Raw genomic sequence first — 26,217 nt, 5'->3', positions numbered from 1 at the left:
CGAAACCCGAGCACCGCAGGTTGCCCGCAGCGAAGCGGAGGGTCGCAGACAGTGGGGTCGCCTTTTCTTTGCTTACTTTCTTTTGGCGAAGCAAAAGAAAGTGAGTCCGCCGCCGGGCGGAATCCCGGCCTCGGTAAGCAAACAAGGCCAACAGCCCGAAAAGTCAAAGCGTATGACTCCGATCCCCCTCCACAAACCCCATCGCATCCCAAGGCTCGCCCACAGCAAACCCCACCACCTTGAACAGCTCCCCCATCTCATGCTCATGGATGAGCCGGGCCGCCATTCCCCTTTCCGCCGTGGAGGCCTGCTCCATCCTTGATAAAAGCCCGCAGTTCAGAAGAAAGCGCGCCTGGCTCGTGTAGCCCAGCACTTCGAGCCCCGCTTCCTGCCCCGCCAGCGCGATGCCGGTGAAGTTGACGTGCGCCGTGATGTCCTTGTAGCCCACGTCCGACAGCGGATCGCCATCGGCCTGGTGCGCGCGGTGGCACATCACTGTTCCCATGTGGCGCTGCGGGTGGTAGTACTCGCGTTCCGGAAAGCCGTAGTCGATGAAGAAGGCCGCGCCCCGGGTCAGGCGGTCCGCCAGGGTGGCGATGAAGGCCTCGGCCTGGGGATGGATCTCGGTCAGGTAGTCGTGCGGGCCCGGCACGTTGAAAGGAGGGCGCAGTTCGGTGGGGCGGTCGGCCCAGGTCCATCCGTCGGCGCCTGCATTGCGCACCACGCCGCGCTCCTGCCATTGGCCGCCCACGCGCGCCAGCAGCTGCACCGGCATGGCGTCGAGCACCTCGTTGCCGATCACCACGCCCTGCATGGCCTCCGGCAGTTCCCCGAGCCATTCGACGCGGCCGGCATGGCGCACCAGCGCCTGCTGCTGCCGCTCGCGCAAGGTGCCCGAGAGGTCGACGATGCGGTAGCGCACGTCGCCGCGGCCCATGTCGTCCAGCGCGTGCAGCAGCTGCACCGCGAGCGCGCCGGAGCCGGCGCCGAACTCCCAGACCGTGTCGGTGCCGGTCTTCTCCAGCGCCTCGGCGACCTGGGCGGCCAGTGCCTGGCCGAACAGCGGCGTGAGCTCGGGCGCGGTCACGAAGTCGCTGCCCGAAGACGGCATGTGGCCGAACTTGGCCGAGGTGTTGGCGTAGTAGCCCAGCCCCGGCGCGTACAAGGCGAGCGCCATGAAGCGGTCGAAGCCGATCCAGCCGCCGGCGCGTTCGACGGCGCGGGCAATCAGGGTATCGAGGGCGATGGGTAAACTGTTCGTCGTCTTTGTCGTCACGCCCCGATTCTCCCTTCTCTCTTCGCATGAGCACAGCGCCTCTTCCTCCTGTTACGCCGGTCCGCCGCACCGTCCTGGTCACGGGTGCCGGACGCCGGCTGGGCCGCGAGATCGCGCTGGCGCTGGCCGCGGGCGGGTGGCAGGTGGCGGTGCACTACCGCAGCTCGCAGGCCGAAGCCGAGCAGACGTCGGCGGAGTGCGCCGTTCTTTCGGGCCATGGCTCGGCGGTCTTCGAGGCCGACCTGCTCGACGAAGGCGCCACGCGCGCCTTGCTGCCGCGCGTGGCGGCGCATTTCGGCAGCGTCGATGCGGTGGTCCACAGCGCGGCGCTCTTCGAGCACGACGATGCGGCCAGCTTCAGCTACGCGCTCATGGAGCGCCACGCGCGCAGCAACACGGGCGCGGCCATCCTGCTGGCGCAGGCACTGCGCGACCACCTGGCGCTGCGCGATGCGCAGGGTGCTGTGGTGCACCTGCTCGACCAGAAGCTCTGGAACCCGAACCCCGACTTTCTCAGCTACACGCTGTCCAAGGCGGCCCTCGAAGCCGCCACGCCGATGCTGGCCATGGCGCTGGCGCCGCGGGTGCGGGTGGTGGGCGTGGCACCCGGCCTCACGCTGCCGAGCCACATGCTGGACGACGCGAGGTTTTCGCAGCTGCACAAGCTGTCGCCACTGGGCCGCTCCTCGACGCCGGCCGACGTGGCGGCCACGGTGAAGTTCGCGCTGGAGAACAACTCGATCACCGGCACCACGCTCCTGGTGGACGGGGGCCAGCACCTGATGAAATTCGACCGCGACTTCTCGCTGATGTGAGCCCCACCATGCCTTCCACCCCCATCGGCCGCCAGACCCTCACCCTGCAGGGGCTTCGCTTCGACGCCAACCTGGGCATCCTCGACCAGGAGAAGACGGCGCCGCAGCCGATCCAGGTCGATGCCGAGCTGCACCTGGGCGCGCAGCCGCTGATGCCCCAGGACGACGACATCTTCCATGTGCTGGACTACCGGAAGGTGCGCCGCATCATCATCGACGAGTGCACGGCCGAGCATGTGAACCTGCTCGAAACGCTCATCGGCAAGCTCGCGCAGCGCCTGCTGCAGCTGCCCGGCGTGGTGGGCGTGCGAGTGAAGATCGCCAAGCTCGAGATCTTCGACGACTGCGAGGTGGCCATCCGCATGGAAGCCGGGGAATGGTGATCCAAGGCAAAATCGGGGCTTCCTCCCCCCGATTTGCCTGAAGCAGCCCACCATGAACGCCGTCTGGAACGACGAGGCGCCCGTCGCCGGCGCCACCCCCGCCCCCCACCAACTCGCTGAAGATCGAACGCGAGACGCACAAGCTCGAAAAGCGCCTGTGCCGCGAGGTGGGCCGCGCCATCGTCGACTACAACATGATCGAAGAGGGCGACAAGGTCATGGTGTGCGTCTCGGGCGGGAAGGACAGCTACGCCATGCTGGACATCCTGCTCAAGCTCAAGGCCCGCGCGCCCATCCATTTCGACATCGTCGCGGTCAACCTCGACCAGAAGCAGCCCGGCTTTCCCGAAGAGGTGCTCCCCAGGTATTTGAGCGAACTGGGCGTGGACTTCCACATCGAGAACCAGGACACCTACAGCATCGTCAAGCGCGTGATCCCCGAGGGCAAGACCACCTGCGGCCTGTGCAGCCGGCTGCGCCGCGGCATCCTGTACCGCGTGGCCGACGAGCTGGGCGCCACCAAGGTGGCGCTCGGCCATCACCGCGACGACATGCTGCAGACCTTCTTCCTCAACATGTTCTTCGCGGGCAAGCTCAAGAGCATGCCGCCCAAGCTGGTGAGCGATGACGGCAAGCACATCGTGATCCGCCCACTCGCCTACGTGGCCGAGAAAGACCTGGTGCGCTGGGCCCAGCACCGCGAATTCCCGATCATCCCGTGCACGCTCTGCGGCAGCCAGGAAAACCTGCAGCGCAAGCAGGTCGGCGAAATGCTGCGGGATTGGGACAAGAAGCACCCCGGCCGCGTGGAGAACATGTTCACCGCGCTGCAGAACGTGGTGCCTTCGCACCTGCTCGACGGAACGCGGCACGATTTCAAGGGTCTGAAGGCCACCGGCGTGGCCGATGAAGACGGCGACAAGGCCTTCGACACGCCTGCTTTCGACCTGCTCTCCCAGGCACCTGCAGCCCTGCGCATCTTCCAGGGCTGAACGGGCAACCCAGGGGAATTTTGGGCCGCGGAGCCCGGAGATCCTCATGAAACGTGCGTTCCTTGCTCTTCTTTTGCTGGCCGGCCTGAGCGGCTGCGCCACCTCCTGGGTGGTCGACAGCGACGTGAAAAGCTTCTCTTCGCTCGGCGCCGTGCAGTTCGGCGCCACCTACCGCTTCGATCGCCTGCCGTCGCAGCAGGCCGATGCCGCACGGCAGGAATCGCTCGAGGCGATGGCCGCCGCGGCGCTCGAGAAAGTCGGCCTGCGCCGCGACGACGCGAATCCGCAATACAGCGCGCAGATCGGCGCGCGCGTGACGATCGGCCTCTCGCCCTGGGCCGACCCCTGGCTCTTCGACGGCCCCTGGGGCGCCACCGGCTATGGCTACCACGGCTACGCACGGCGCTGGTATGGCGGCGGCTGGTATGGCGGCCCAGGCTTCATTCCGCCGGCTGCCAACCCCTGGTACGAGCGCGAGGTCAGCATCGTGCTGCGCGAGGTCGGCTCCAACCGGGTGGTGTACGAAACGCGGGCCCGGAACGACGGGCCCTACGGTGCCAGCGCGGCCATCCTGCCGGTGATGTTCCAGGCTGCGCTTGCGGGCTTCCCGAATCCGCCGCCGGGCGAGCGCCGCGTGAACATCGAGCTCTCGGCGGCGAACGGGAAATGACGGCCCCCTAGAATCCCGCCGGATGGAAGAAATCACCCGCCTGATTGCCGTTCGCCATGGCGAAACCGCCTGGAACGTCGACACGCGCATCCAGGGCCAGCTCGACATCGGGCTCAATGCCACCGGCCTCTGGCAGGCCCGGCGCGTGGGGCAGGCGCTGGCGCATGAAGACATCGGCGCCATCTACGCGAGCGACCTGTCGCGCGCCTGGCAGACCGCGCAGGAGATCGCGCGGCCCCATGGCCTCACAGTCCACCCCGAACCGGGCCTGCGCGAACGCGCCTTCGGCCACTTCGAAGGCATGAGCTTCGCGGAAATCGAGGCCACCCTGCCCGACCAGGCCCGGCGCTGGCGCGAGCGCGATCCCGAGTTCGAGCCCGAAGGCGGCGAGAGCCTGCTGGTGTTTCGCGAACGGGTGACGCGCATTGCGTCGAAGCTGGCAGCGCGCCATCCGGGCCGGCTGGTGGTGCTGGTGGCGCACGGCGGCGTGATGGACGTGCTGTACCGCGCCGCCACGCGGCAGGACCTGCAGGCGCCGCGCACCTGGCAGCTCGGCAACGCGGCCATCAACCGCATGCTGTGGACGCCCGAGGGCTTCAGCCTGGTGGGCTGGAGCGACACCGCGCACCTGGTGGACGACGCGCTGGACGAGACAACCAGCTGAGGGTGCGGGGAGCGAGTTCAGGCCGGCGAGTGCGAGACCTCGGCCTTCGCCTCGCCGGGCAGCTCGACCATCGGCCCGGTGCCGCTGTAGCGGTCGAGCGCCAGGTAGATGGCCGGCGTGATGTAGAGCGTGATCACCTGCGAGAAGATCAGCCCGCCCACCACCGCCACGCCCAGTGGCTGGCGAAGCTCGGCGCCGGCGCCCAGGCCCAGTGCGAGCGGCAGCGCGCCCATCAGCGCCGCCAGCGTGGTCATGAGAATGGGGCGGAAGCGCAGGCGGCAGGCCTCGCGGATCGCATCTACCGGCTTCATGCCCTCGGTGCGCTGCGCATCGAGCGCAAAGTCGATCATCATGATCGCGTTCTTCTTCACGATGCCGATCAACAGCAGGATGCCGATGGTGGCGATCAGCGTCAGGTCGAAGCCGAAGAGCTTGAGCGAGAGCAAGGCACCCACGGCCGCCGACGGCAGCCCGGCCAGGATGGTCAGCGGGTGGATGTAGCTTTCGTACAGAACGCCCAGCAGCACGTAGATCACCAGCACGGCCAGCACCAGCAGCACGGCCTGGCTGGACTGCGAGCTCTGGAACACCGCCGCATCGCCGCCATACGTGGTGATGATCGACGGCGGCATCTTCAGCTCTTCCTTGAACTGGTCGATCTTCGCGGTCGCGTTGCCCAGCGGCACGTCGGGCGCAAGATTGAACGACACGGTGACCGCCTGCAGCTGGCCCTGGTGGTTGACCGAGGTGGGCCCCACGGTGCGCTTGACGGTCGAGAACGCGGAGAGCGGCACCAGCCGTCCCGTGGTGCTGCGCACCGACAGGCGCGACATGTCGTCCTCGAACTGGCGGTCGTTGTCGGAGGCAGAGAGAATCACCTGGTAGGTGTTGCTCGCGCCGTAGATGCTGCCGATCTGCCGGTCGCCGTACGCGTTGTAGAGCGCCGTGCGCAGGTCGCCCACGGCCACGCCGAGCACGCCGGCCTTGTCGCGGTCGACCTCGAGCGTGGCCTGCAGGCCGCGGTTCTGCGAATCGCTGGTCACGTCGCGGAAGGCCGGATCGGCGCGCATGCGCTCCATGAGCCGCGTGGCCCAGGGCACCATCTCGCCCGCGTTGACGCTTTGCAGCGTGTACTGGAAGCGCGCCTTGCTCTGGCGGCCGCCCAGGCGCAGGTTCTGCACCGGCTGCATGTAGACCGCAATGCCCGGGATCTCGCGGAAACGCTGGCGCAGCGACTCGAGCACCGCGGCCATCTTGGGGCGCTCGCTGCGCGGCTTGAGCACGGCGAACAGGCGGCCGGAGTTCTGCGTGGCCGTGGGGCCACCCACGCCGACGAACGAGCTCACGTACGCCACGCTCGGGTCGGCTTGAAGAGAAGCGGCCACGCGTTCCTGCAGCGCGTTCATGGCGGTGAAGGAAATGTCCTCGGCCGCTTCCGTCGTGATCTGGATCTGCCCGATGTCTTCCTCGGGGAAGAAACCCTTGGGAATGGAGACGAACAGCCATGCCGTGACGATGAAGGTGCCGCCCGCCATCAGCAGCATCAGCGTGCGGTGTCCCAGCGTCCAGTCGAGGGTTCGCATGTAGCTGCCATGAACCCAGCGGTAGCCGCGCTCGAACGCGCGGCCGATGGCGGTGCCGGGCTCCGGATGCTCCTCTTCGTGGTCGAGCACGCCTTCCTTGCGGGGCACGTGCTTGAGCAGCCGGCTCGCGAGCATCGGCACCAGCGTGAGCGACACCACGGCCGACACCAGCACCGCCAGCGCCACCACCACCGCGAACTCGTGGAACAGCAGGCCGATCACGCCCGGCATGAAGAAGATCGGAATGAACACCGCCACCAGCGAGATCGAGATCGAGATGATGGTGAAGCCCACCTCGCGCGCGCCGCGCAGCGCCGCGGCGAAGGGCTCCATGCCCTTCTCGACGTAGCGCATGATGTTTTCGAGCACCACGATCGCGTCGTCCACCACCAGGCCCACGGCCAGCGTGATGCCCAGCAGCGAGACGTTGTCGAGGCTGTAGCCGAAGGCGTAGAGCAGCGCCACCGCGCCGATCAGCGAGATGGGAATGGTCGCCGCCGGAATCAGCGTGGCCACCAGCCGGTGCAGGAACAAAAAGATCACCAGCACCACCAGCGCGATGGTGCCCAGGAGCGTGAGCTGCACGTCGTGCACGGCCTCGCGGATGGACAGCGAGCGGTCGTTCACCATGTGGATCTCGACCGACTGCGGCAACTCCGCCTTGAAGCGCGGAATGAGCGCGCGGACCGCGTCCACCACTTCCACCGTGTTGGCATTCGGCTGGCGCTGCACGGCAAGGGAGATGGAGCTCTGGCCGTTGAAGCTGCTCGCGGTCTTGACCGACTCGAAGCTGTCTTCGATGGTCGCCACCTCGTCGAGCCGCACCGGCGCGCCGTTGCGCTGCCCGACGATCAGCTTGGCGAAATCTTCCGCCTTGGTGAGCTGCCGGTTGGCCTGGATGGTGAGCGTCTGGCGCGGCCCGTCGAGCGTGCCGACCGGCGTGTTGGCATTGGCCGAGTTCACCGCCCGGGCGAGTTCGTCGAGCGTGATGTTGCGGGCGTTGAGCAGGTCGGCATTGGCCTTGATGCGCACCGCGAAGGCCTTGCGGCCATAGACGCCCACTTGCGCCACGCCATCGATGGTGGACAGCGTGGGCGAGATCAGGTTCTCGGCGTAGTCGTTGAGCTCCGCCGGGTTCATCGACGGGGAGATCAGCGCGATGAACAGCACCGGCGCATCGGCCGGGTTCACCTTGCGGTACGACGGCAGCTGCGTGAGCTCCTGCGGCAGCTGGCGCTGGGCGCGCAGCAACGCGGCCTGCACGTCGACGGCGGCGGCGTCGATGTCGCGGCTGCTCACGAACTCCAGCGTGATCGAGCTCACGCCCTGCGTGTTCACCGAACTGATGGTCTGTAGCCCGGGAATGGTCGAGAACTGCTTCTCGAGCGGCAGCGCCACCGACGACGCCATGGTGTCGGGGCTCGCGCCCGGCAGCTGGGCATTCACGTTGATGACCGGCGTGTTGTAGCTGGGCAGCGCCGCGACCGGGATGCTGAAGTACGCGAAGATGCCCGCGACCACCACGGCGGCGGACAGCAGCACCGTCATCGCGGGACGACGGATGCAGAGCTCCGAGATGTTCATGCGCGTTCCCGCGGAGCCTGGGCGTCAGACGATGCCGCGCTGCCCGGCGTCACGCCGGTGGTGCCGGCCGGCGCGGGCTTCTTGTCGACGCGGATCTTGCCGCCCGGGCGCACGTTCTGGCTGCCCTCGATGACCACCTGCTCGCCCGGCTCGACACCACCCACCGCCACCTTGGTGCCGAAGGTGTAGAGCACCTGCACCTTCCGGCGCTTGGCGTTCTTCGCCTCGTCGACCACGTAGAGCGAAGCGCCGTCGGACAACATCATGAGCGCCGCCGCCGGCACCACGGTGGCGCCGGAGAGGGTGCGCACCGTGATGCGCGTGCCGACGAACTGGCCCGGCCACAGGCTCTGGTCGGCGTTGTCGAACACCGCCTTGGCGCGCACGGTGCCGATCTGCGGGTCGACCGTGTTGTCGACGAAATTCAAGACACCGGTCAGTGGCTCCTTGCGCCCGGTGACCAGTGCCTCGACCTTGGACCGGCTGCGCGCCGCGGCCAGCAGGTCCTGCAGGTTGGCTTCGGGCACCGGGAAACTCACCGCGATGGGGTCCAGCTGCGTGATGGTGACCAGCGACAGCGTGGGCTGCACCAGCGTGCCGGGGTAGATGTTGACGGCGCCGATGCGTCCCGCGATGGGCGCGCGCAGCGTGGCGTAGCCGAGCGCCACCTGCGCCGACTGAACGGCGGCGCGGTCGGCCGCCACCGCGGCGCGCTGCGCCTCGAGCTGCGACAGCGTGGCGTCGGTGGCGCTCTTGGAAATGAAGTTCTGCGCCAGCAGCTCCTGGCTGCGCCGGTACTGGCGCTCGAGGTCGGCCATGGTGGCCTCGTCGCGCTTCTGCTGGGCGCGGGCGCGGGCCAGGTTGGCCTGGTCGTTGCGGTCGTCGAGCGTGAAGAGCAGCTGGCCTTCCTTGACGAACTGCCCTTCCTTCACATGCACCGCCGCCACGGTGTTGGTCACCTGGGGCCGCAGGTCGACGCTGTTGAGGGAGACCACGCTGCCGTTGACCTGCACCGTCACCGGCACGTCCTGCCGCTCGGCGGTGGCCAGGGTGACGAGCGCCGGGGGCGCCGTGCCCGCCGGTGCGCCGCCCGCGGTGGCGGCCGGTTTGGCGCCCTTGGCCGCCATGCGGTCGCCAGCCCCGCTCCACCACCATCCCGCGACGGCTACGATCACCACACCTGCAAGGCCGAGGACGAGTTTTTTCTGCATTGGTTTCTGAGCACTTTGGGCTGACAGCGGCTATTGGAGCAGCCGTCGGCCCGGAGAGTCCACGCGTGCCGTAAAGATAAGTAAAGCCACCCTGCAAGGCCCATGCACCACCCACCGTGGCCGGCGCCGGGGGGATTTCGCCCCCCTCGTTAAAATCGCCGCTCCACAGCCTCTGGATATACCCCATGAACCGCTGCAAGAAACCCGCCAATGCTCTCACTTTCATAGCGCTTTGCACAGTAGCTGCAACCCTTTATTCCGTTGACGCAACGGCCCAGGCGGACGTGCCGCGGCCGCAGACGCAGAACGAGTCCATGGTGGGCGGGCGCACCTTTCCCATCGGCACGCTGCGCGGCAAGTTCATGGTGCTCAGTGCGCCCGACGTCGAGCTCGACGGCCATGCCGACCGGCTGGCGCCCGGCGCCCGCATCCGCAGCGAACAGAACATGCTGGTGATGGCGGGCAGCATCGCCGGCCAGAAATACCTGGTGAACTACACGCGCGATGCCGCCGGCCTGCTGCGCGAGGTGTGGATCCTCACGCCGGGCGAGGCCAGCGCCAGCCGCGAGTCGCTCAACAAGCCGTTCCTGAACATCTGGCCGTTCACCTCGAACGACACCCTCAACACGCAATGAAAAAGCCGGCGGGCCCATGCCCGCCGCACCGCAGCGGGCGATAGCGCGCGCTGCATTTGGCCTTTCCGCAGCGGGAGGGCCGGAGAGCACCCCATGAGCAAAAAAGTCTTTATCAAAACCTTCGGCTGCCAGATGAACGAGTACGACTCGGACAAGATGGCCGACGTGCTGAATGCCGCCCAGGGCTACGAGCCGACGCAGGACGTGGAGGAGGCCGACCTGATCCTCTTCAACACCTGCTCGGTGCGCGAGAAGGCGCAGGAGAAGGTGTTCTCCGACCTCGGCCGCGTGAAGCACCTGAAGGCCAAGGGCGTGAAGATCGGCGTGGGCGGCTGCGTCGCGAGCCAGGAGGGCGAAGCCATCATTGCGCGCGCGCCCTATGTCGACATCGTGTTCGGCCCGCAGACGCTGCACCGCCTGCCCGAGATGCTGAACGACCGCGAGCGGCTGAACCGCCCGCAGGTGGACATCAGCTTTCCGGAGATCGAGAAGTTCGACCACCTGCCGCCCGCGCGCGTGGAAGGCGTGACCGCGTTCGTCTCGATCATGGAAGGCTGCTCCAAATACTGCAGCTACTGCGTGGTGCCCTACACGCGCGGCGAGGAAGTGAACCGGCCCCTGGACGACGTGCTGGTGGAGATCGCGGGCCTGGCCGACCAGGGCGTGCGCGAGGTCACGCTCCTGGGGCAGAACGTGAACGCCTACCGCGGCCGCATGGGGGACACGGCCGAGATCGCCGATTTCGCGCTGCTGATCGAATACGTGGCCGAGATCCCGGGCATCGAGCGCATCCGCTACACCACGAGCCACCCGAACGAGTTCACGCCGCGGCTCATCGAGGCCTATGCCAAGGTGCCGCAGCTCGTGAGCCACCTGCACCTGCCGGTGCAGCACGGCAGCGACCGCATCCTGATGGCGATGAAGCGCGGCTACACGGCCATGGAATACAAGAGCACGGTGCGAAAGCTGCGCGCGATCCGGCCCGAGCTCGCGCTGTCGAGCGATTTCATCGTCGGCTTCCCGGGCGAGACCGACGAGGACTTCGCCAGGATGATGAAGCTGATCGACGACTGCCAGTTCGACAACAGCTTCAGCTTCATCTTCAGCCCGCGGCCCGGCACGCCCGCCGCCGCGCTGCAGGACGACACGCCCCATGCGGTGAAGCTGGCCCGCCTGCAGGCGCTGCAGCGCGTGATCGACGGCAACGTGCGCCGCTTCGGCGACGCGCTGGTCGGCACCACGCAGCGCGTGCTGGTCGAAGGCGCTTCCCGCAAGGACGCGAACGAGCTCATGGGCCGCACCGCCTGCAACCGGGTCGTCAACTTCGAGGGCGATGCGCGCCTGGTCGGGCAGATGGCCGACCTGCGCATCACGCGCTCGCTGGCCTACACGCTGCGCGGCGAAGTGGCCACGCGCGAATCGTCGACGGCGCCGGCTTCCACCGCGCTCGCCGCCTGATGGCGAAACGCTCGTCGACGCGGGGCTCGTTCCAGCAGCTCCTTCTTTTCGCTTTCCTCCTGATCACCGCGCTCCTGGTGGGCGTGGCGCTGCGCTCGGTGTTCCAGTACGACGCGCTCATGACCCAGAGCCGCGACGCGGCTGCGCGCGCGCTGCGGCTGTCGGGCGCGGCCCAGTCGCTGGCCGAGCGCAGCGCCGCCATGGAGCGCGCCGGGCGCCAGTCGCTGGTGCTGAACGACGCCGTCCTGCGGCGCCGCTTCGACGACGCCGCGCGCGAGGCGCACGGCGTGCTCGAGCGGCTCGAGCGCAACGGCCTCGCGCCCACCGGCATCGAGATGTGGCGCAGCCAGCTCGGCCTCATCGAGGGCCTGATGAGCGGCAGCCCCGACACCGCGCTCTCGCGCGAGAACAGCATGGCCATCCAGTTTCGCGACCTGGATTCGCTCAACACCAACATCGCGCAGCAGGCCCAGTTCCTGATCGAGATGCAGAACGATGCGCTCGCCAAGCGCATCGAGAATGCGCGCCGCCGGCTGATGCGCGAAGTGGTGGCCGCGAGCGTGCTTGCGGTGTCGCTGGCGCTGGCTTTCGGCATCTGGCTCGCGCGCCCGTTCAAGCGGCTCGAGCACGCGATCGTCGGCCTCGGCCAGAACCGGCTCGACGAGCCGATCGACATCCGCGGGCCGGCCGACGTCCGGCGGCTGTCGCAGCAGCTCGAATGGCTGCGCCTGCGGCTGACCGAACTGGACGCCGACAAGGCCCGCTTCCTGCGCCACGTGTCGCACGAGCTCAAGACGCCGCTGGCCGCGCTGCGAGAAGGCGTTTCGCTGCTCGAGGACGGCGTGACGGGCCCGCTCAACCCGGCCCAGCTCGAAGTGGCGCAGATCCTGAACCAGAACACCGTCTCACTGCAGAGTCAGATCGAGGCACTGCTGCGCTTCAATGCCGCCGCCTTCGAGGCGCGCGAGCTGCGCCGCGAACGCACCGAGCTGCTGCCGCTGATCGAGGAACAGATCGAGGCGCAGCGGCTGCAATGGCAGGCGCACGGCCTGCGCGTACGCGCCGAAGGCGAGCCGCTCGCGCTCACGGTGGACCGCGTCAAGCTGGGGACCGCGGTGGCCAACCTGCTGTCCAATGCCATCCGCTATTCGGCGCCCGGGGGCGTGATCACCCTCACGGTGTCGAGCACGCCGGATACTGCGTGCATCGATGTCAACGACGCGGGTCCGGGTATTGCCGAAGGCGACCGGGACCGGATTTTCGAGCCCTTCTACAGGGGCGAGCGCCAGCCCGAGCACGCCGTCAAGGGCACCGGCATCGGCCTTTCGATCGTGCAGGAGTACATTGCTGCCCATGGGGGCCGCATCACCCTGCAGCCAGGCGGGCCCGGCGCGCGCTTTCGCATCGAACTGCCGCGCACGGCCTGAACCCTTCCTGAAGCTCCGCGATCCGGGCATCCAACTGAAACACCGCCTCTTGTTCTTTTTTCGACCCATGCTTTTTCCGTTCGTCCGCAGTTCGACCCTGTCCGGGGCGGTGGCCATGCCCTTCGTCCTGCTGCTGGCCGCCTGCGCGACGCAGCCCAAGCCGCCGGCCGAGGCCGACGCCCTGCCCCCGCCGCCCGCCGCGCCACGCGTGGTGCCGGTCGAGGCCGAGCCCCAGGCGCCCGCCACGCAGCCGGCATCGCTCTTCACGTTGATGACCCAGGGCCCGGTCGCGGCCATGCTGGCGTACGCCGACAAGGTTCGCCCACTGGGCGGCACCGAGCTGAGCGCTGAAATCACCCGCGCCGGCGACCCGGGCGATTCGCCCACGGCGCAGATGCAGCTCGCGCTGCTGCTGGCGCAGACCCGCGTCCCGGCCGACCTGGTCCGCGCGCTGGGCCTGATGCAGCGCGTGATGGCCAATCCGTCGTCCGATGCGCAGCCGCTGCAGCCGCTGGCGCGTGCGCTGGCGGCGCGCTACGTGGAACAGCGCCGCGTCGAGGACGACCGCGACAAGCAGGTGCAGCAGCTGCGCGAGAGCCAGCGCCGCATCGACCAGCTCAACGACCGCATCGAAGCGCTGCGCGCCATCGAGCGCAGCTTCGCGCGGCCCAACAATGCCCCGGTGCCCGCCCTGCCCGCACCCGGCACCACCAAACCCCCGCCATGAACATCCTCCAACCCGGGAAGGGACCCCTTCGATGAGCAGCCCCGGCGCACGCCTGCTGGTGGTCGACGACGACCCGGACATGCTGCGGCTGCTCTCGATGCGGCTGATGTCGGCCGGCTACCAGGTCACGGCCGTGACCTCGGCGGAAACCGCGCTCACGCAGCTCGAGATCGAGCATCCGCAGCTGGTGCTCAGCGACGTGCGGCTGCCCGGGCGCGACGGGCTCCAGCTGTTCGACGAGATCCGCAAGCGGCATCCGTCGCTGCCGGTCATCCTGCTCACCGCGCACGGCACCATTCCCGACGCGGTGGAAGCCACCGCTCGCGGCGTGTTCACCTATCTCACCAAGCCCTACGACGGCCGCGAACTGCTGGACAAGATCGCCCAGGCGCTGGCGCTCGGCGCGCCGGCCAGCACGCCCGCGAGGGGCGGCGACGAAAGCTGGCGCTCCGAAATCGTGAGCCGCAGCAACCGCATGTCCGAACTGCTGGCCGAAGCGCGCATGGTCGCCAAGTCGGACGCCTCGGTGCTGCTGCGCGGCGACAGCGGCGCGGGCAAGGAACTGCTGGCGCGTGCCATCCACAAGGCCAGCGCGCGCGCCGACAAGCCCTTCGTGGCGGTCAATTGCGGCGCCATTCCCGAGGCGCTGCTCGAATCGGAATTGTTCGGCCACATGAAGGGCGCCTTCACCGACGCGCACGCCAATCACAAGGGCCTGTTCCAACAGGCCGACGGCGGCACCCTGCTGCTGGACGAAATCGGGGACATGCCGCCCGCGCTGCAGGTCAAGCTGCTGCGCGTGCTGCAGGAACGCGCGGTGCGCCCGCTGGGCGCCAGCCAGTCGATCGAGGTCGACGTGCGCATCATCTCGGCCACCCATCGCGACCTGGACGCGGCGATGGCGGCGGGCCAGTTCCGCGAAGACCTGTATTACCGGCTCAACGTGGTGACGCTCACGCTGCCACCGCTGTCGGCCCGGCGCGAAGACATTCCGCTCCTGGCCAATCACTTCCTGCAGAAGCTGTCGACCAAATACGGCAAGCGGCTCTCCGGCTTCGCGCCCGAGGCGCTCAAGGCGCTGGCGACCGCCGCCTGGCCCGGCAACGTGCGCCAGCTCTACAACGTGGTGGAACAGGTTTGCGCCCTGTCGAGCTCGCCCTTGATCCCGCTCGCGCTCGTGCAGCGGGCGCTGCGGGTGCCGACGGTCGAGGTCCAGACCTATGCCGAGGCCAAGCAGCGCTTCGAGCGCGACTACCTCGTGGGCCTGCTCAAGCTGACCGATGGCAACGTGGCCGATGCCGCGCGGCTGGCGGACCGCAACCGCACCGAGTTCTATCGCCTGCTGCAAAAGCACGAACTCACGCCGGGGCACTTCAAGGCCGACGCTGTCGCTCCCGGCAACGAGCCTGTCGCCGAGTAGCGACGCCCCTAAACCGTTGATTCATAACGGTATTTTCCACCAGCCTCTTGGGCTTGTCGGGATTCGGCGACAAAAACGGGGGTTTCAGGGCCCGCCAACCGGCCTCCTCCCCCAAAACTGCATCCAGGTCGACGCAAGTCATTGATCTGAAAGCGTTTTTCCAGGCTGGCACAGGGTTTGCCCCTGTACTGGCATGACAGCACTCACCAGCCCATCTTTCGCACTGCGCCCGCAGCGCGACGGCCTGCGTCAAAAGCAGTTTTCCCTCTCGCGGCCCCGTTCCGCGGGTCATTCGCCGGCCGCGCTCGCAAGCGCAGGCGGCGCCGAACCGGATTGCGTCATCAAGCGCTTTCCTGCCATTGGCGACACCCCTTCCCTCGACAAGCAACGTTGGTAAATCACACATGAAGCCGAACGACTTCTCCCAACTGAACGTGCTGACCGAAGCCGACTTTTCGCACCGCAGCCCGGTGCGCGAAGAACGCCACCCCAACGCCGTGACCGCTCCTCCGGTCAACCGCGGTTCCATGGCGCCCCGCCCCTGGCGCGGCTTCTGGAACAGCCTGGGCACCGCCCTCCTGGTCAAGCTCGGTGCCGGCGGCAAGCCGGAAGCCGAAACCGCCGAAGCCGGCGCACAGGTCAAGCAGCCCTGGCAGCGTGCCGCGGCGCAGCGCCGCTTCGCCTTCATGGCGCTCACGCTGCTGAGCACCGTGATCGCGTCCACGCTGTTTGCCGGCGTGCAACCCGACTACGACAACGTCTGGCTCGAATACGGCCAGATCGGCCTGTACGGCCTGCTCTCGGGCTGGGTCGTCACCGGCTTCGTGACCGCACTGATGGGTTTCTACGTCTCGGTGCGCGGTGACAAGCACGCGCTCTCGGTCAAGCAGGTGGCCCACCACGCGATGAACCCCGAGGCACGCACCGCGATCATCATGCCGATCTGCAACGAAGACGTTGCGACGGTGTTCGCCGGCCTGCGCGCCACCTGCGAATCGGTTGCGGCCACGGGCCACGCGAAGCAGTTCGACGTGTTCGTGCTGTCCGACAGCTACACGCCCGAAACCGCCGCCGCCGAGCGCGCCGCCTGGGAAGACCTTCGCGCCGCGCTGGCCGAGAGCCCGAACCAGCCGCAGGTCGAGGTGTATTACCGCCTTCGCACCCGCCGCACGCATCGCAAGGCCGGCAACGTGGCCGACTTCTGCCGCCGCTGGGGCAAGGACTACCGCTACATGGTCGTGCTCGATGCCGACTCCGTGATGAGCGGCGACTGTCTGACCTCGATGGTCAAGCTGATGGAAGCCAACCCGACCGCCGGCATCATCCAGACCGCCACGCAGGCCATCGGCCACGTGACGCTGCATGCCCGCGCCCAGCAATTCGCCTCCCGCGTGACGGGCCGCCTGTTCACGCTGGGCATGCAGTTCTGGCAACTGGGCGAATCGCACTACTGGGGCCACAACGCGATCATCCGCGTCGAGCCCTTCATGAAGCATTGCGCGCTGGCCCCCATCGAGGGCACCGGCGGCATGTCCGGCGGCATCATGTCGCACGACTTCGTCGAAGCCGCGCTGATGCGCCGCGCCGGCTACAACGTGTGGCTCTGCGCCGACCTGGTCGGCAGCTACGAACAGCAACCGCCGGACCTGCTGGCCGAACTGCAGCGCGACCGCCGCTGGTGCCAGGGCAACCTGCAGAACGCCCGCCTGATGGCCGAGCCCGGCATCCACCCGGTGCACCGCGCGATGTTCGTGACCGGCACGATGGCCTATGTCTCGGCACCGCTGTGGCTCGCGTTCCTGACACTCGGCACCGCACTGTGGCTGAGCGGCTCGAGCCTGATCTCCAGCTGGAGCGTGCTGCCGGCGGAACTGGCCGGCCTGTGGGTCTGGACCCTGTGCCTGCTGTTCCTGCCCCGCGTGCTCGGCATCGCCGCCGTGCTCATGCGCGGCGAGCAGCGCCAGTACGGCGGTCTGTGGGGCCTCGTGAAGAGCTCGATGCTCGAAAGCGTCCTGGCCATCGTGCAGGCACCGGTTCGCATGCTGGCCCACTCGCTGTTCGTGCTGGTCGCCCTCACCGGCATCAAGCTCGACTGGAAGTCGCCTCCGCGCGAAGCCGCCGCCGTGCCCTGGAAGATCGCGGTGTCGCAGCTCGCTCCGATGAGCATCGTGGTCGGCGCGCTGGCCGTGGGTGTTGCAATGATCGACCCGAGCGCGCTGATCTGGCTCATGCCCGTCGGCCTGCCGCTGCTGCTGGCCATCCCGCTCACGGTGCTGACCAGCCAGATCGCGCTGGGCACGTCGCTGCGCGACCGCGGCTACCTGCTGATTCCCGAGGAATCGCGCTCGCCGGCCGTGCTGCGCCGCGCCTGGATGCATGCGCTGCGCCTTGCGCGCCCCGCGGCGCTGGCCACGGCCTGATGCACTGAAGACACAGCCTCTCGAAAAGCCGGCCCCAGGGCCGGCTTTTTTCATGGCGCATGGCTAGAATCGCGCCTTCCTTTTCCAACCCACGGATCCTCCGATCCCCTGGAGCGCCAAGTGCCCCGATTCGCCGTCACCACTCACTGACGCCGACAACACCACTTCACTGGCCATGTCGGGCGCCAAGCTGCGCATTCCGCTGACCAGGCACGGCCTACCGCCGCCGAAGTCGATCCTCTTCCCAGCTTCGCTCCCGCACGTTGTCGGTTCTTCCTGATTTGCATCTGGAGAACAACGTGTTCCCTCTCTCTTCCCTTTCATCGATTCCGCTGCTCAAGTACCCACGTACTGCGCACCTGGAAGGATCGCGCCTTCAGGCGGGCGACACCGACGATGGCCAGACGCGGTTGTCCGCGCTGCTCGGCCTCGATGTGGTCATCGAGGAAAAACTCGATGGCGCCAACGCGGCCGTGTCGTTCACCTCGGCAGGTGAACTGCTGTTGCAGTCGCGTGGCCACTACCTCGCGGGTGGCGCCGGCGAGCGCCAGTTCAACCTGTTCAAGCACTGGGCCGCCGCGCACGAGGCTGCTTTGCTGGAGCGGCTCGAAGACCGCTACGTGATGTACGGCGAGTGGTGCTTTGCCAAGCACAGCTGCTGGTACGACCGGCTGCCGGCGTTTTTCCTGGAGTTCGATCTCTACGACCGGAGGGCGCAGTGCTTCCTGTCGACGCCGGCGCGGCATGCACTGCTCGATGGCAGCCCGGTCATTTCGGTGCCGGTGCTCTATGACGGCGAGATGCCGCACCACGCGAAAGCATTGCGCTCGCTGGTGCAACCATCGCTCGCGCGCAGTGCAGGCTGGAAAGAGGCTTTCGAACAAGCCGTGACGCAGGAGGGCCAGCCGCTCGAGCTCGTGCGGCAGCAGACCGATCTGTCCGATCTTGCCGAGGGCCTGTACCTCAAGACCGAGTCGGACGGCCAGGTGACGGGCCGCTACAAATGGGTGCGTCCGGATTTCGTCCAGACCATCCTCGACTCGGGCTCGCACCACAGCCGGCGGCCGGTGCTGCCCAACCAGCTGGCGCCTGGCGTGGACCTCTACGCACCCACGCCCACGGCAACATGGCACGACCTGGGACTGCGCACCCTGCACTCCCCGGCCGAGCTTGCGGACAAGGGGAAAACGCGATGACCTTCGACGATCTGCGCGCCCTGGTGCCAGCGCCGGGCGCGGGGGCCGATTGGCCGCAATGCTGCGAACTGCTGCCGGAGCTGCTGCGTCTCGAAGAGACGCCGCAAGACCCGTACTACCACGCCGAGGGCAACGTCGGCATCCACACGCGCATGGTGCTCGACGCGCTGATGCAGGATGCGCACTACCAGTGCGCCGGTGCCGGCGGCCGTTTCGTGCTCTTCATGGCCTGCCTGCTGCACGACATCGCCAAGCCAGACACCACGGTGATCGATGCCGCGAGTGGACGCATCGGGCAACCCGGCCACTCGCGCCGCGGCGCGGTCGACGTGCGCGTGCTGATGTGGAAGGCCCGCGTGCCGTTCGCGCTGCGCGAAGCCGTGTGCCGGATCATTGCGGTGCACCAGTTTCCATTCCATGCCTTTGCCTCGCGCAAGGGCGTGCGGCCCGAGTGGCTGGTGCACAAGCTCTCATGGGAACTGAGCCTGCCCGACCTGTGCTGCGTCGCGCGCTGCGACATGCTCGGGCGGCACTATGAAAAGCGTGCCGACAGCATGGCCGACATTGCAATCTTCGAGGAACTCGCGCGGGAAGAAGGCTGCTGGGAAGGTCCGCGCCCGATGGCCGACGCGCACACGCGCCTCGCCTACTTCCGCGGCGCCGACACCAGCCCCGATTACCCGCTGTTCCAGACCCCGGGTTCAGAGGTGACGGTGATGTGCGGGTTGCCGGCCAGCGGCAAGAACCATTGGGTGGCGCAGCACCGGAAGGGCTGGCCGATCGTGTCGTTCGACGATGCGCGCGCCGAACTCGGGTTGAAGCACGGCGAGAACGACGGGCTTGCCGCGCACCATGCGGTCGACCTGGCGAAGGCGCTGCTGCGCAAGCAGGAGCGCTTCGTATGGAACGCCACGCACCTGAGCCAGCAGATGCGAGCCAAGACCCTCGACCTGCTGTGGAACTACCACGCGCAGATCGAACTGGTGTACCTGGAAGTGCCGCATGCCGAGCTGATGCGCCGCAATCGCGGGCGCGACACCACGCTGTCGAACGCGGGCATCGAACGGATGCTGCACCGCTGGGAACTGCCGCCGCCGAGCGAGGCGCACGATACGGTCTACGAAGTGCAGACCTGAAAGCGACGAAGCCCGCCGGGCGTACCCCGGCGGGCTTCTGTCCTTCCAACTATATATATGTGTGTGCGCGATCAGAACGGCAGCTTCGGCCCGCCAGGCCCACCCATGCCGCCCATCCCCTTCATGCCGCCCATTTTCTTCATCATCTTCATGAGGCCGCCGCCCTTCATCTTCTTCATCATGCCCTGCATCTGCTCGAACTCGTTGAGCAGGCGGTTCACCTCCTGAACCTGCACGCCGGCACCGGCCGCGATGCGGCGCTTGCGCGTGGCCTTGAGCAGTTCGGGCTTGCGGCGCTCCAGCGGGGTCATGCTCTGGATGATGCCTTCCTTGCGGCGGATGTCGCGCTCGGCGCGGGTCATGTCGGCCTCGGTGGCCTTGGCGGCCATCTGCTGCGGCAGCTTGTCCATGAGGCTGGACAGGCCGCCCATCTGCTTCATCTGCTGCAGCTGGCCAAGGAAGTCGTTCAGGTCGAAGCCCGCACCGCTCTTGACCTTGGCCGCGAGCTTCTGCGCCGCCGCCACGTTGACGCCGGCCGTGACCTGCTCGACCAGCGCAACGATGTCGCCCATCCCGAGGATGCGGCCCGCGTGGCGCTCGGCGTCGAACACCTCGAGGCCGTCGATCTTCTCGCTGGTGCCGGCAAACTTGATCGGCACGCCCGTGACCTGCCGCACCGACAGTGCCGCGCCGCCGCGCGAATCGCCGTCGGTCTTGGTCAGGATGATGCCGGTGAGCGGCAGCGCATCCTTGAAGGCCTTGGCGGTGTTGATCGCGTCCTGGCCCTGCATCGCGTCGACCACGAACAGCGTCTCGACTGGGTCGAGTGCGCCGTGCAACTGCTTGATCTCGGTCATCAACACTTCGTCGATGGCCAGGCGGCCTGCCGTGTCGACCAGCAGCACGTCGAAGAAATGACGCTTGGCATGGTCGAGCGCCGCGCGTGCGATGTCGAGCGGCTTCTGGTCCGGCGTGCTGGGGAACCATTCGGCACCGGCCTGCCTGGTGACCATCTTGAGCTGCTCGATCGCGGCGGGGCGGTAGACGTCGCCCGACACGGTGAGCACCTTCTTCTTGCGCTTCTCGATCAGGTGCTTGGCCAGCTTGGCGGTGGTGGTGGTCTTGCCGGCGCCCTGCAGGCCGGCCATCAGGATCACCGCGGGCGGCTGGGCCGCAAGATTGATGTCCGACACGCCCTCGCCCATGGTGGCGGCAAGCTCGCGGTTCACGATGCCGACCAGCGCCTGGCCCGGCTTGAGCGAGCCCAGCACTTCCTGGCCGAGCGACTTTTCCTTCACGCGCGCCACGAAGTCGCGCACCACGGGCAGCGCCACGTCGGCCTCGAGCAGCGCCATGCGCACTTCGCGCAGCATGTCCTGCACGTTGCTTTCGGTGATGCGGGCCTGGCCGCTCATCGTCTTGACGAGGCGGGAAAACTTTTCTGTGAGGGCGGTGGCCATGAAGGAGATGCCTTGCTGCCCGCCGCGGCGGGTCATTGGAAAGTCGGAAACCGGAGATCGGCCGCTTGCTGCGCCACGGGGAAAGTGCGCACGGCTGGGGGAGATAAACTCTACCGATGATTTTAGCGATCCCCTCTCCACTCGCGGTGGCGCTGGGCATCGCCACCGCGGCTGCCTACGGATTTGCCGCTGCCGCGGGTGCCCGGCTGAGCCGAAAAACCACCCAATGGGCCCTCGGCCTGGCATGGCTGCTGCATGCCGCGGTGCTGGGCCACGGCCTGGTCGGCAGCCAGCCGCACTTCGGCTTTGCGCCCGCGCTCTCCGTCACCGCGTGGCTGGTGCTCACCGTCTACGCGGTCGAAAGCAGCATGTATCCGCAAATGAAGGTGCGCCGTGCGCTGGCCTGGCTCGGCGCGGCGGCCGTGTTGCTCGGGGTGCTGTTTCCCGGTACGCCGCTGCACGTCTCGGCATCGCCCTGGCTGCCGCTGCACCTGGCGCTGGGCATAGCGTCTTACGGCTTGTTCGGCGCGGCGGTGGTCCATGCCTGGCTCATCACGCGGGCCGAAAAGCAGATCCGCCTGGCCACCGAGCCGCAGGCCGGCCTGCCGCTGCTCACGCTCGAACGGCTCACCTTCCGGTTCGTGATGGCGGGCTTCGTGCTGCTCTCGGCCACGCTGCTGGCCGGCCTGCTGTTCAGCGAAACACTCTATGGCGCGTCGTTCCGCGGCTGGAAGTGGGACCACAAGACCGTGTTCTCGGTGCTCGCCTGGATGAGTTTTGCCGTCCTGCTGATCGGCCGCGTGCGCTTCGGCTGGCGCGGCCGCACGGCGCGGCGCGTGCTGTACGCCGGCTCCGTCCTGCTGCTGCTGGCGTACGTGGGCTCGCGCTTCGTGCTCGAAGTGGTCCTGGCGCGCGGCGCATCATGAAATACCTGCTCGTTCTCGCAGTGCTGTGGGTGGCCATCTGGCTCTGGCGCAAGAACCGCCGTGAAGAAATGCGCGACGCCCAGCGCGAGCAGGCGGCGGCACGCGCCCAGCGCCCGCCGCCTCCACCCGGCGCCCCGCAGGCCATGCTGCGCTGTGCGCATTGCGGCTTGCACCTGCCCGCGGGCGATGCGATCGGGGGGCCGGGCGACGCGGTCTACTGCAGTGCCGCGCACCGCCAGGCTGCCGAGCGCGGCTGAACGGACGCAGCGCCTCCATGAGTTCTTCCCTCTGGCAGCGAGGCGAGGCCGCCACCGACTGGGACCTGCTCGAACCGGGCCGCAGCGAGAGCGCCGCGCTGCTGCGTTTGTGGCGCGGCTTCATGGCGGCACGCTGCTTCGTCGCGCTGGTGCTGGTGCTGCTGCAAGGCGTGGCCCTGGCGCTCGGCCAGACGATGCATCCGCTGGCCATTGCGCTGTCGGCCGGCTACCTGGTCACGACCTGGCTGGGCGCCCGCTACGCGCATTTCACGCCCCCGATCCGGGGCTTCGCGGCGCTGTGGTTCCTCACCATCGGCATCGACCTGGGCACCTTCACCGCCCTCCAGGTGCTCCAGGGCGGCAACATCAACTACACGCCGCTGTTCGCGTTGCCGGTGCTCATGAGCGCGGTGCTCGGCACCGTGACGGTGGGCCTGGGCACCACGGCCACCGTCACCCTGCTGCTGCTGGCCGACGCGGGCTGGCACTGGCTGCAGCAGCCCGGCGATTCCTCCACCCGCTTCGTGCAGGCGGCGCTCACCGGCACGGGGCTCTTCGTGGTGGCCCTGCTGGCGCACGAACTCGCGCGCCGGCTCGCGCGCGAGGAAGAAACCGCCCTGCGCAACCGCAGCAGCGCGCAGATGCAGGCGCAGGTCAACGACCTGGTGATCGAGACGCTGAGCGAAGGCGTGCTGGTGATCGACGCCGAAGGCATGGTGCACGCGGCCAACCCGGCGGCGGACGCCATCCTCGGACAGGGATTGGCCCGGCTCGCGCTGCCTTTTGCGCTGCATGCGCAGCCGGCCTGGCATGCGCTGGCGGCCTTGGCGCGCCAGACCTTCGCACGCCGCGCACCGCAGAGCGAAGAAATTCCCGTGGCCCAGGCGCGCGGTGCGGCGCGCGAAGTGCGGGTGCGCACGCGGCTCACGCCCACCAGCGACCAGCGCGTCGGCAGCCTGTGCGTGATGTTCCTGCAGGACCTGCGCGAACTCGAGGCCCGCATCCGCACCGAGAAGCTGGCCGCCATGGGCCGCATGTCGGCCGCGGTGGCGCATGAGATCCGCAATCCGCTGGCCGCCATCACCCAAGCCAGCGCCCTGCTCAACGAAGACCTCACCGACCCGGCGCACCGCAAGCTGACCAGCATGGTCCAGCACAACGCGCAGCGGCTTGCCCGCATCGTGGACGACGTGCTCGATGTTTCGCGCGCGCGCCAGCAGCGCGTGCTCTCGCTCGGCGAACAGGTGGCGCTCGATCCCGCGGTGCGCGCGCTGGCCGAGGAATGGGTTCGCCACACGCAGCGCAAAGGGGTGCTGATCACGCTCGATGCGCCCGACAGCGAGGTGCGCTACGACGTCGAGCACCTGCGTCGCCTGCTGGTGAACCTGCTGGACAACGCGGCGCGCTATGCCAGCAGCCGGGAAGGGTCGATCCAGGTCGTCACCACCACGCAGCGCGGCGGTTCCAGCCGGCCCAGCCTGCAGGTGTGGAGCGACGGCGCGCCGCTGGAGCCCGCCGTGCAGCGCCACCTGTTCGAGCCCTTCTTCTCTTCCGAGAGCCGCTCCAGCGGGCTCGGGCTCTTTCTCTGCCGGGAGCTGTGCCGGCGCCATGGCGCCACCATCGGCTACGAACGGCGCGCGCTCGTCGCGGGCGGCCCCGAGGGCAACGAATTCTTCGTCAGCTTTGCACCCAGCGAAAACCGGCTGACACAATAGCGCCCGTGAGCACTCCTCCTCCTTCCCTGCAGCGTCCGGCCAACATCCTGGTCATCGACGACGAACCCGACCTGCGCACGCTGTACGAACTGACGTTGCTGCGCGAGGGCTATCGCGTCGAGGCCGCCGGGAGCGTCTCCGAAGCCTGGCAGCACCTTGAGGCCGGGCAGTTCGATGCGGTGATCACCGACATGCGGCTGCCCGACGGACAAGGCATGGAAATCATCCACCGCATCCAGAAGAACCAGCGCAGCGAGCGCTGCGTCGTGATGACGGCCTACGGCTCGGCCGAGAACGCGGTCGAGGCACTGAAGGCCGGCGCCTTCGACTACCTCACCAAGCCCGTCGACCTGAAGCAATTCCGCGCGGTGGTCGCTTCCGCCGTGCAGGCCCGGCAGGCGCCGCCCGCCAGGGCGGTGCGTGCGGCGGCCGCCGAGCCGGGCGAACCCCGCGCCGATGCGCTCGCCGTTCCCGCCAGTGGCATCACGGCGCTCCAGCGGCTGGTGGGCGACTCGGAACCCATGCGGCTCGTCAAGTCGCGCATCGCCAAGGTGGCGCGCGGCATGGCGCCGGTGCTGGTGCGCGGCGAATCGGGCACCGGCAAGGAACTGGTGGCGCGCGCGGTTCACGCCTGCAGCCAGCGCAGCGAAGGCCCCTTTGTCGCGGTCAACTGCGGCGCGATTCCCGAGAACCTGCTCGAGGCCGAATTCTTCGGCGCCCGCAAGGGCTCCTACACCGGCTCGTCGCAAGACCGCGACGGCTACTTCCAGGCTGCGCGCGGCGGCACGCTGTTTCTCGACGAGATCGGCGACCTCCCGCTGGCCATGCAGTCCAAGCTGCTGCGCGCCATCCAGGAGCGCAGCGTGCGCTCGATCGGCTCAACCCAGGAAGACGCCGTGGACGTGCGCGTCGTGAGCGCCACGCACAAGGACCTGCACGCCGAAGTGCAGGCCGGCCGTTTCCGGCAGGACCTGTTCTACCGGCTCAACGTGATCGAGATTGCGGTGCCCGCGCTGCGCGACCGGCGCGAAGACCTGCCCGCGCTTTGCGCCGCGCTGCTCGCGCGCATCGCGCAGGATGGCGGCTTGCCGGTGCCGCATCTTTCCGTCGAACTGCTGCGTCGCCTCGCCCAGCATCCGCTCGACGGCAACGTGCGGGAACTCGAGAACCTGCTGCATCGCGCCGTGGCGCTCAACGACGGCGACGAGCTTCACCTCGACCTCACGGCGGGCGGACGGCCTGGGGCGGCGCCGCCAGATGCGGCCGCTGCGGCCACCGCGCCTTCGCCCCTGTCTTCTTCGGTGGCCGACGGTGAATCGCCTGCCGCGCCCGCACCGTCCGCAACCGCGGTGGCCGACGCCAAGCCGGCCGCCCTTCCCTCCGACCTGCAGGCCTACCTGGACCAGCAGGAGCGCGAAATCCTCGTGCGCGCACTGCGCGAAAGCGGCTTCAACCGCACCGCGGCCGCCGCGCGGCTCGGCATGAGCCTGCGCCAGATCCGCTACCGCATTGCGCGGCTGGGCATCACCACGCCCAACGGCGACGAAGGCGCCGCCAGCCCGGCCGATGACTGACGCAGCGGCCATGGCAGCAGGCGGCAGCAACGACGACGGCCTCTGGCAAGCCGGCTGGTACCGTTTCGCCAAGGCGCTGCGCTCGCCCAATTTCGGTCCCCGGCCCGCGGGCGCACAGACCGACCTGATCGTGCTGCATTCGATCAGCCTGCCGCCGGGCGAATACGGCGGCGATGCCGTGCAGCAGCTCTTCGCCAACCAGCTCGACTGGGACGCGCATCCTTATTTCCAATCCATTCGAGGCCTCGAAGTTTCCTCGCACTTCTATGTGCGGCGCAGCGGCGAGCTCTGGCAGTTCGTGAGCTGCGACGACCGCGCCTGGCACGCCGGCGTGTCCGCGTGGCGTGGCCGCGAGAACTGCAACGACGATTCGATCGGCATCGAACTCGAGGGCCTGGAAGGCGAGCGTTTCGAAGAAGCGCAATACGAAACGCTGGCGAGCCTCGCGGCCGCGATCGCGCAGCACTACGCCATCGAGCACATCGCCGGCCATGAACACATCGCGCCGGGCCGAAAGCAGGACCCGGGTGCCGGCTTCGATTGGCCGTTGCTGCGCGCCCAGCTCGGCTGGGACGCGCGAATGTTCCCGGCTCAGGCGATTCCGCGCTAATTTTTTTTATCGGACACCGCGCCGCGATGCGCTGCGTTCGCGGTCCATCGCGCGCCGCATTGCGCGTGCGAAGCGCAG

At 68.2% G+C, this 26,217-nt stretch carries 22 protein-coding genes and 1 pseudogene; 19 read left to right on the top strand and 4 right to left on the bottom strand.

Translation table 11 applies throughout. From position 1 onward, the window contains the following. Positions 1-163 precede the first annotated feature (163 nt). On the bottom strand, positions 164-1,276 hold the full coding sequence (locus ABID97_RS06520; RefSeq protein WP_354397713.1) for a class I SAM-dependent methyltransferase: 1,113 nt from the start codon (positions 1,274-1,276) through the stop codon (positions 164-166). Positions 1,277-1,302: 26 nt separating this feature from the next. Between ABID97_RS06520 and ABID97_RS06515 the strand changes: the two genes are divergently transcribed. The 5 genes and pseudogenes from ABID97_RS06515 (at position 1,303) to ABID97_RS06495 (ending at position 4,800) form a co-directional block, all read left to right on the top strand. Continuing rightward, on the top strand, positions 1,303-2,091 hold the full coding sequence (locus ABID97_RS06515; protein WP_354397712.1) for an SDR family oxidoreductase: 789 nt from the start codon (positions 1,303-1,305) through the stop codon (positions 2,089-2,091). Positions 2,092-2,099: 8 nt separating this feature from the next. Continuing rightward, on the top strand, positions 2,100-2,474 hold the full coding sequence (locus tag ABID97_RS06510) for a dihydroneopterin aldolase (protein ID WP_354397711.1): 375 nt from the start codon (positions 2,100-2,102) through the stop codon (positions 2,472-2,474). Positions 2,475-2,526: 52 nt separating this feature from the next. After that, a pseudogene (gene ttcA, locus ABID97_RS06505) lies at positions 2,527-3,466 on the top strand (tRNA 2-thiocytidine(32) synthetase TtcA). Between the two features lie 46 nt (positions 3,467-3,512). Then, positions 3,513-4,136, top strand: coding sequence for a DUF4136 domain-containing protein (locus ABID97_RS06500; protein ID WP_354397710.1), 624 nt, complete (start codon positions 3,513-3,515; stop codon positions 4,134-4,136). A 22-nt stretch (positions 4,137-4,158) separates the two neighbouring features. Continuing rightward, entirely contained in the window at positions 4,159-4,800 is a 642-nt protein-coding gene (locus tag ABID97_RS06495; RefSeq protein ID WP_354397709.1) for a histidine phosphatase family protein, read from the top strand. A gap of 17 nt (positions 4,801-4,817) precedes the next feature. On the opposite strand, the gene ABID97_RS06490 is transcribed toward ABID97_RS06495, so the two are convergent. Together ABID97_RS06490 and ABID97_RS06485 are read right to left on the bottom strand one after the other, a co-directional pair. Then, positions 4,818-7,967: an efflux RND transporter permease subunit gene (locus ABID97_RS06490; protein ID WP_354397708.1), complete on the bottom strand. Its 3,150-nt coding sequence runs from the start codon at positions 7,965-7,967 to the stop codon at positions 4,818-4,820. After that, a complete protein-coding gene (locus ABID97_RS06485) occupies positions 7,964-9,094 on the bottom strand; it encodes an efflux RND transporter periplasmic adaptor subunit (RefSeq protein WP_354401685.1) in 1,131 nt (376 codons plus the stop codon). Before ABID97_RS06485 ends, ABID97_RS06490 begins: the two co-directional genes overlap by 4 nt. Positions 9,095-9,462: 368 nt before the next feature. On the opposite strand from ABID97_RS06485, the gene ABID97_RS06480 reads away from it, so the two are divergent. From ABID97_RS06480 to ABID97_RS06440, 9 genes are all read left to right on the top strand, one after another. After that, positions 9,463-9,813 carry a hypothetical protein gene (locus ABID97_RS06480; protein ID WP_354397707.1) on the top strand — a complete coding sequence of 117 codons (351 nt, stop codon included), beginning with the start codon at positions 9,463-9,465 and terminating at the stop codon, positions 9,811-9,813. Positions 9,814-9,906: 93 nt separating this feature from the next. Further along, positions 9,907-11,271 carry a tRNA (N6-isopentenyl adenosine(37)-C2)-methylthiotransferase MiaB gene (gene miaB / locus ABID97_RS06475; RefSeq protein WP_354397706.1) on the top strand — a complete coding sequence of 455 codons (1,365 nt, stop codon included), beginning with the start codon at positions 9,907-9,909 and terminating at the stop codon, positions 11,269-11,271. After that, positions 11,271-12,698 (top strand): sensor histidine kinase, encoded by a 1,428-nt coding sequence (locus ABID97_RS06470; RefSeq protein ID WP_354397705.1) that lies wholly within the window; start codon positions 11,271-11,273, stop codon positions 12,696-12,698. Before miaB ends, ABID97_RS06470 begins: the two co-directional genes overlap by 1 nt. A gap of 67 nt (positions 12,699-12,765) precedes the next feature. Next, positions 12,766-13,425, top strand: coding sequence for a hypothetical protein (locus ABID97_RS06465; protein WP_354397704.1), 660 nt, complete (start codon positions 12,766-12,768; stop codon positions 13,423-13,425). 31 nt (positions 13,426-13,456) lie between these two features. Then, on the top strand, positions 13,457-14,845 hold the full coding sequence (locus tag ABID97_RS06460) for a sigma 54-interacting transcriptional regulator (RefSeq protein ID WP_354397703.1): 1,389 nt from the start codon (positions 13,457-13,459) through the stop codon (positions 14,843-14,845). A gap of 193 nt (positions 14,846-15,038) precedes the next feature. Continuing rightward, positions 15,039-15,242, top strand: a complete 204-nt coding sequence (locus ABID97_RS06455; protein WP_354397702.1) for a hypothetical protein — start codon at positions 15,039-15,041, stop codon at positions 15,240-15,242. 7 nt (positions 15,243-15,249) lie between these two features. Then, positions 15,250-17,265, top strand: coding sequence for a glucans biosynthesis glucosyltransferase MdoH (gene mdoH / locus ABID97_RS06450; RefSeq protein WP_354397701.1), 2,016 nt, complete (start codon positions 15,250-15,252; stop codon positions 17,263-17,265). A gap of 299 nt (positions 17,266-17,564) precedes the next feature. Next, positions 17,565-18,461 carry an RNA ligase family protein gene (locus ABID97_RS06445; protein WP_354397700.1) on the top strand — a complete coding sequence of 299 codons (897 nt, stop codon included), beginning with the start codon at positions 17,565-17,567 and terminating at the stop codon, positions 18,459-18,461. Continuing rightward, positions 18,458-19,597 (top strand): AAA family ATPase, encoded by a 1,140-nt coding sequence (locus ABID97_RS06440; protein ID WP_354397699.1) that lies wholly within the window; start codon positions 18,458-18,460, stop codon positions 19,595-19,597. Before ABID97_RS06445 ends, ABID97_RS06440 begins: the two co-directional genes overlap by 4 nt. A gap of 71 nt (positions 19,598-19,668) precedes the next feature. Here ABID97_RS06440 and ffh read toward each other — a convergent pair whose 3' ends face one another. Continuing rightward, the gene (gene ffh, locus ABID97_RS06435) at positions 19,669-21,057 is read right to left on the bottom strand and encodes a signal recognition particle protein (protein ID WP_354397698.1); all 1,389 of its coding nucleotides are present in this window, start codon (positions 21,055-21,057) and stop codon (positions 19,669-19,671) included. A gap of 116 nt (positions 21,058-21,173) precedes the next feature. Here ffh and ABID97_RS06430 point away from each other — a divergent pair, with 116 nt between their 5' ends. The 5 genes from ABID97_RS06430 to ampD are packed head-to-tail and all read left to right on the top strand — an operon-like array spanning position 21,174 to position 26,139. After that, positions 21,174-21,983, top strand: a complete 810-nt coding sequence (locus tag ABID97_RS06430) for a cytochrome C assembly family protein (RefSeq protein WP_354397697.1) — start codon at positions 21,174-21,176, stop codon at positions 21,981-21,983. Next, positions 21,980-22,240 carry a PP0621 family protein gene (locus tag ABID97_RS06425; protein ID WP_354397696.1) on the top strand — a complete coding sequence of 87 codons (261 nt, stop codon included), beginning with the start codon at positions 21,980-21,982 and terminating at the stop codon, positions 22,238-22,240. Before ABID97_RS06430 ends, ABID97_RS06425 begins: the two co-directional genes overlap by 4 nt. 17 nt (positions 22,241-22,257) lie before the next feature. Beyond that, complete coding sequence (locus tag ABID97_RS06420) at positions 22,258-23,955, top strand: two-component system sensor histidine kinase NtrB (RefSeq protein WP_354397695.1); 1,698 nt, start codon at positions 22,258-22,260, stop codon at positions 23,953-23,955. Between the two features lie 5 nt (positions 23,956-23,960). Next, positions 23,961-25,529, top strand: coding sequence for a sigma-54-dependent transcriptional regulator (locus tag ABID97_RS06415; RefSeq protein ID WP_503012752.1), 1,569 nt, complete (start codon positions 23,961-23,963; stop codon positions 25,527-25,529). Further along, positions 25,522-26,139 carry a 1,6-anhydro-N-acetylmuramyl-L-alanine amidase AmpD gene (ampD, locus tag ABID97_RS06410; protein ID WP_354397694.1) on the top strand — a complete coding sequence of 206 codons (618 nt, stop codon included), beginning with the start codon at positions 25,522-25,524 and terminating at the stop codon, positions 26,137-26,139. The genes ABID97_RS06415 and ampD overlap by 8 nt, the downstream gene beginning before the upstream one ends. The last annotated feature ends 78 nt before the right edge of the window (positions 26,140-26,217 follow it).

The sequence above is a fragment of the Variovorax sp. OAS795 genome (assembly GCF_040546685.1).
In the GTDB taxonomy this organism is placed as follows: domain Bacteria; phylum Pseudomonadota; class Gammaproteobacteria; order Burkholderiales; family Burkholderiaceae_C; genus Variovorax.
This window is presented reverse-complemented; position numbering and strand designations above follow the sequence as displayed.

Excerpts from the sequence above, each read along its gene's own strand:
- ABID97_RS06515 (WP_354397712.1), top strand. The coding sequence starts at position 1,303 with ATGAGCACAGCGCCTCTTCCTCCTGTTACGCCGGTCCGCCGCACCGTC.
- ABID97_RS06510 (WP_354397711.1), top strand. The coding sequence starts at position 2,100 with ATGCCTTCCACCCCCATCGGCCGCCAGACCCTCACCCTGCAGGGGCTT.
- ABID97_RS06500 (WP_354397710.1), top strand. The coding sequence starts at position 3,513 with ATGAAACGTGCGTTCCTTGCTCTTCTTTTGCTGGCCGGCCTGAGCGGC.
- ABID97_RS06495 (WP_354397709.1), top strand. The coding sequence starts at position 4,159 with ATGGAAGAAATCACCCGCCTGATTGCCGTTCGCCATGGCGAAACCGCC.
- ABID97_RS06490 (WP_354397708.1), bottom strand. The coding sequence starts at position 7,967 with ATGAACATCTCGGAGCTCTGCATCCGTCGTCCCGCGATGACGGTGCTG.
- ABID97_RS06485 (WP_354401685.1), bottom strand. The coding sequence starts at position 9,094 with ATGGCGGCCAAGGGCGCCAAACCGGCCGCCACCGCGGGCGGCGCACCG.
- miaB (WP_354397706.1), top strand. The coding sequence starts at position 9,907 with ATGAGCAAAAAAGTCTTTATCAAAACCTTCGGCTGCCAGATGAACGAG.
- ABID97_RS06470 (WP_354397705.1), top strand. The coding sequence starts at position 11,271 with ATGGCGAAACGCTCGTCGACGCGGGGCTCGTTCCAGCAGCTCCTTCTT.
- ABID97_RS06465 (WP_354397704.1), top strand. The coding sequence starts at position 12,766 with ATGCTTTTTCCGTTCGTCCGCAGTTCGACCCTGTCCGGGGCGGTGGCC.
- ABID97_RS06460 (WP_354397703.1), top strand. The coding sequence starts at position 13,457 with ATGAGCAGCCCCGGCGCACGCCTGCTGGTGGTCGACGACGACCCGGAC.
- ABID97_RS06455 (WP_354397702.1), top strand. The coding sequence starts at position 15,039 with ATGACAGCACTCACCAGCCCATCTTTCGCACTGCGCCCGCAGCGCGAC.
- mdoH (WP_354397701.1), top strand. The coding sequence starts at position 15,250 with ATGAAGCCGAACGACTTCTCCCAACTGAACGTGCTGACCGAAGCCGAC.
- ABID97_RS06440 (WP_354397699.1), top strand. The coding sequence starts at position 18,458 with ATGACCTTCGACGATCTGCGCGCCCTGGTGCCAGCGCCGGGCGCGGGG.
- ffh (WP_354397698.1), bottom strand. The coding sequence starts at position 21,057 with ATGGCCACCGCCCTCACAGAAAAGTTTTCCCGCCTCGTCAAGACGATG.
- ABID97_RS06430 (WP_354397697.1), top strand. The coding sequence starts at position 21,174 with ATGATTTTAGCGATCCCCTCTCCACTCGCGGTGGCGCTGGGCATCGCC.
- ABID97_RS06425 (WP_354397696.1), top strand. The coding sequence starts at position 21,980 with ATGAAATACCTGCTCGTTCTCGCAGTGCTGTGGGTGGCCATCTGGCTC.
- ABID97_RS06420 (WP_354397695.1), top strand. The coding sequence starts at position 22,258 with ATGAGTTCTTCCCTCTGGCAGCGAGGCGAGGCCGCCACCGACTGGGAC.
- ampD (WP_354397694.1), top strand. The coding sequence starts at position 25,522 with ATGACTGACGCAGCGGCCATGGCAGCAGGCGGCAGCAACGACGACGGC.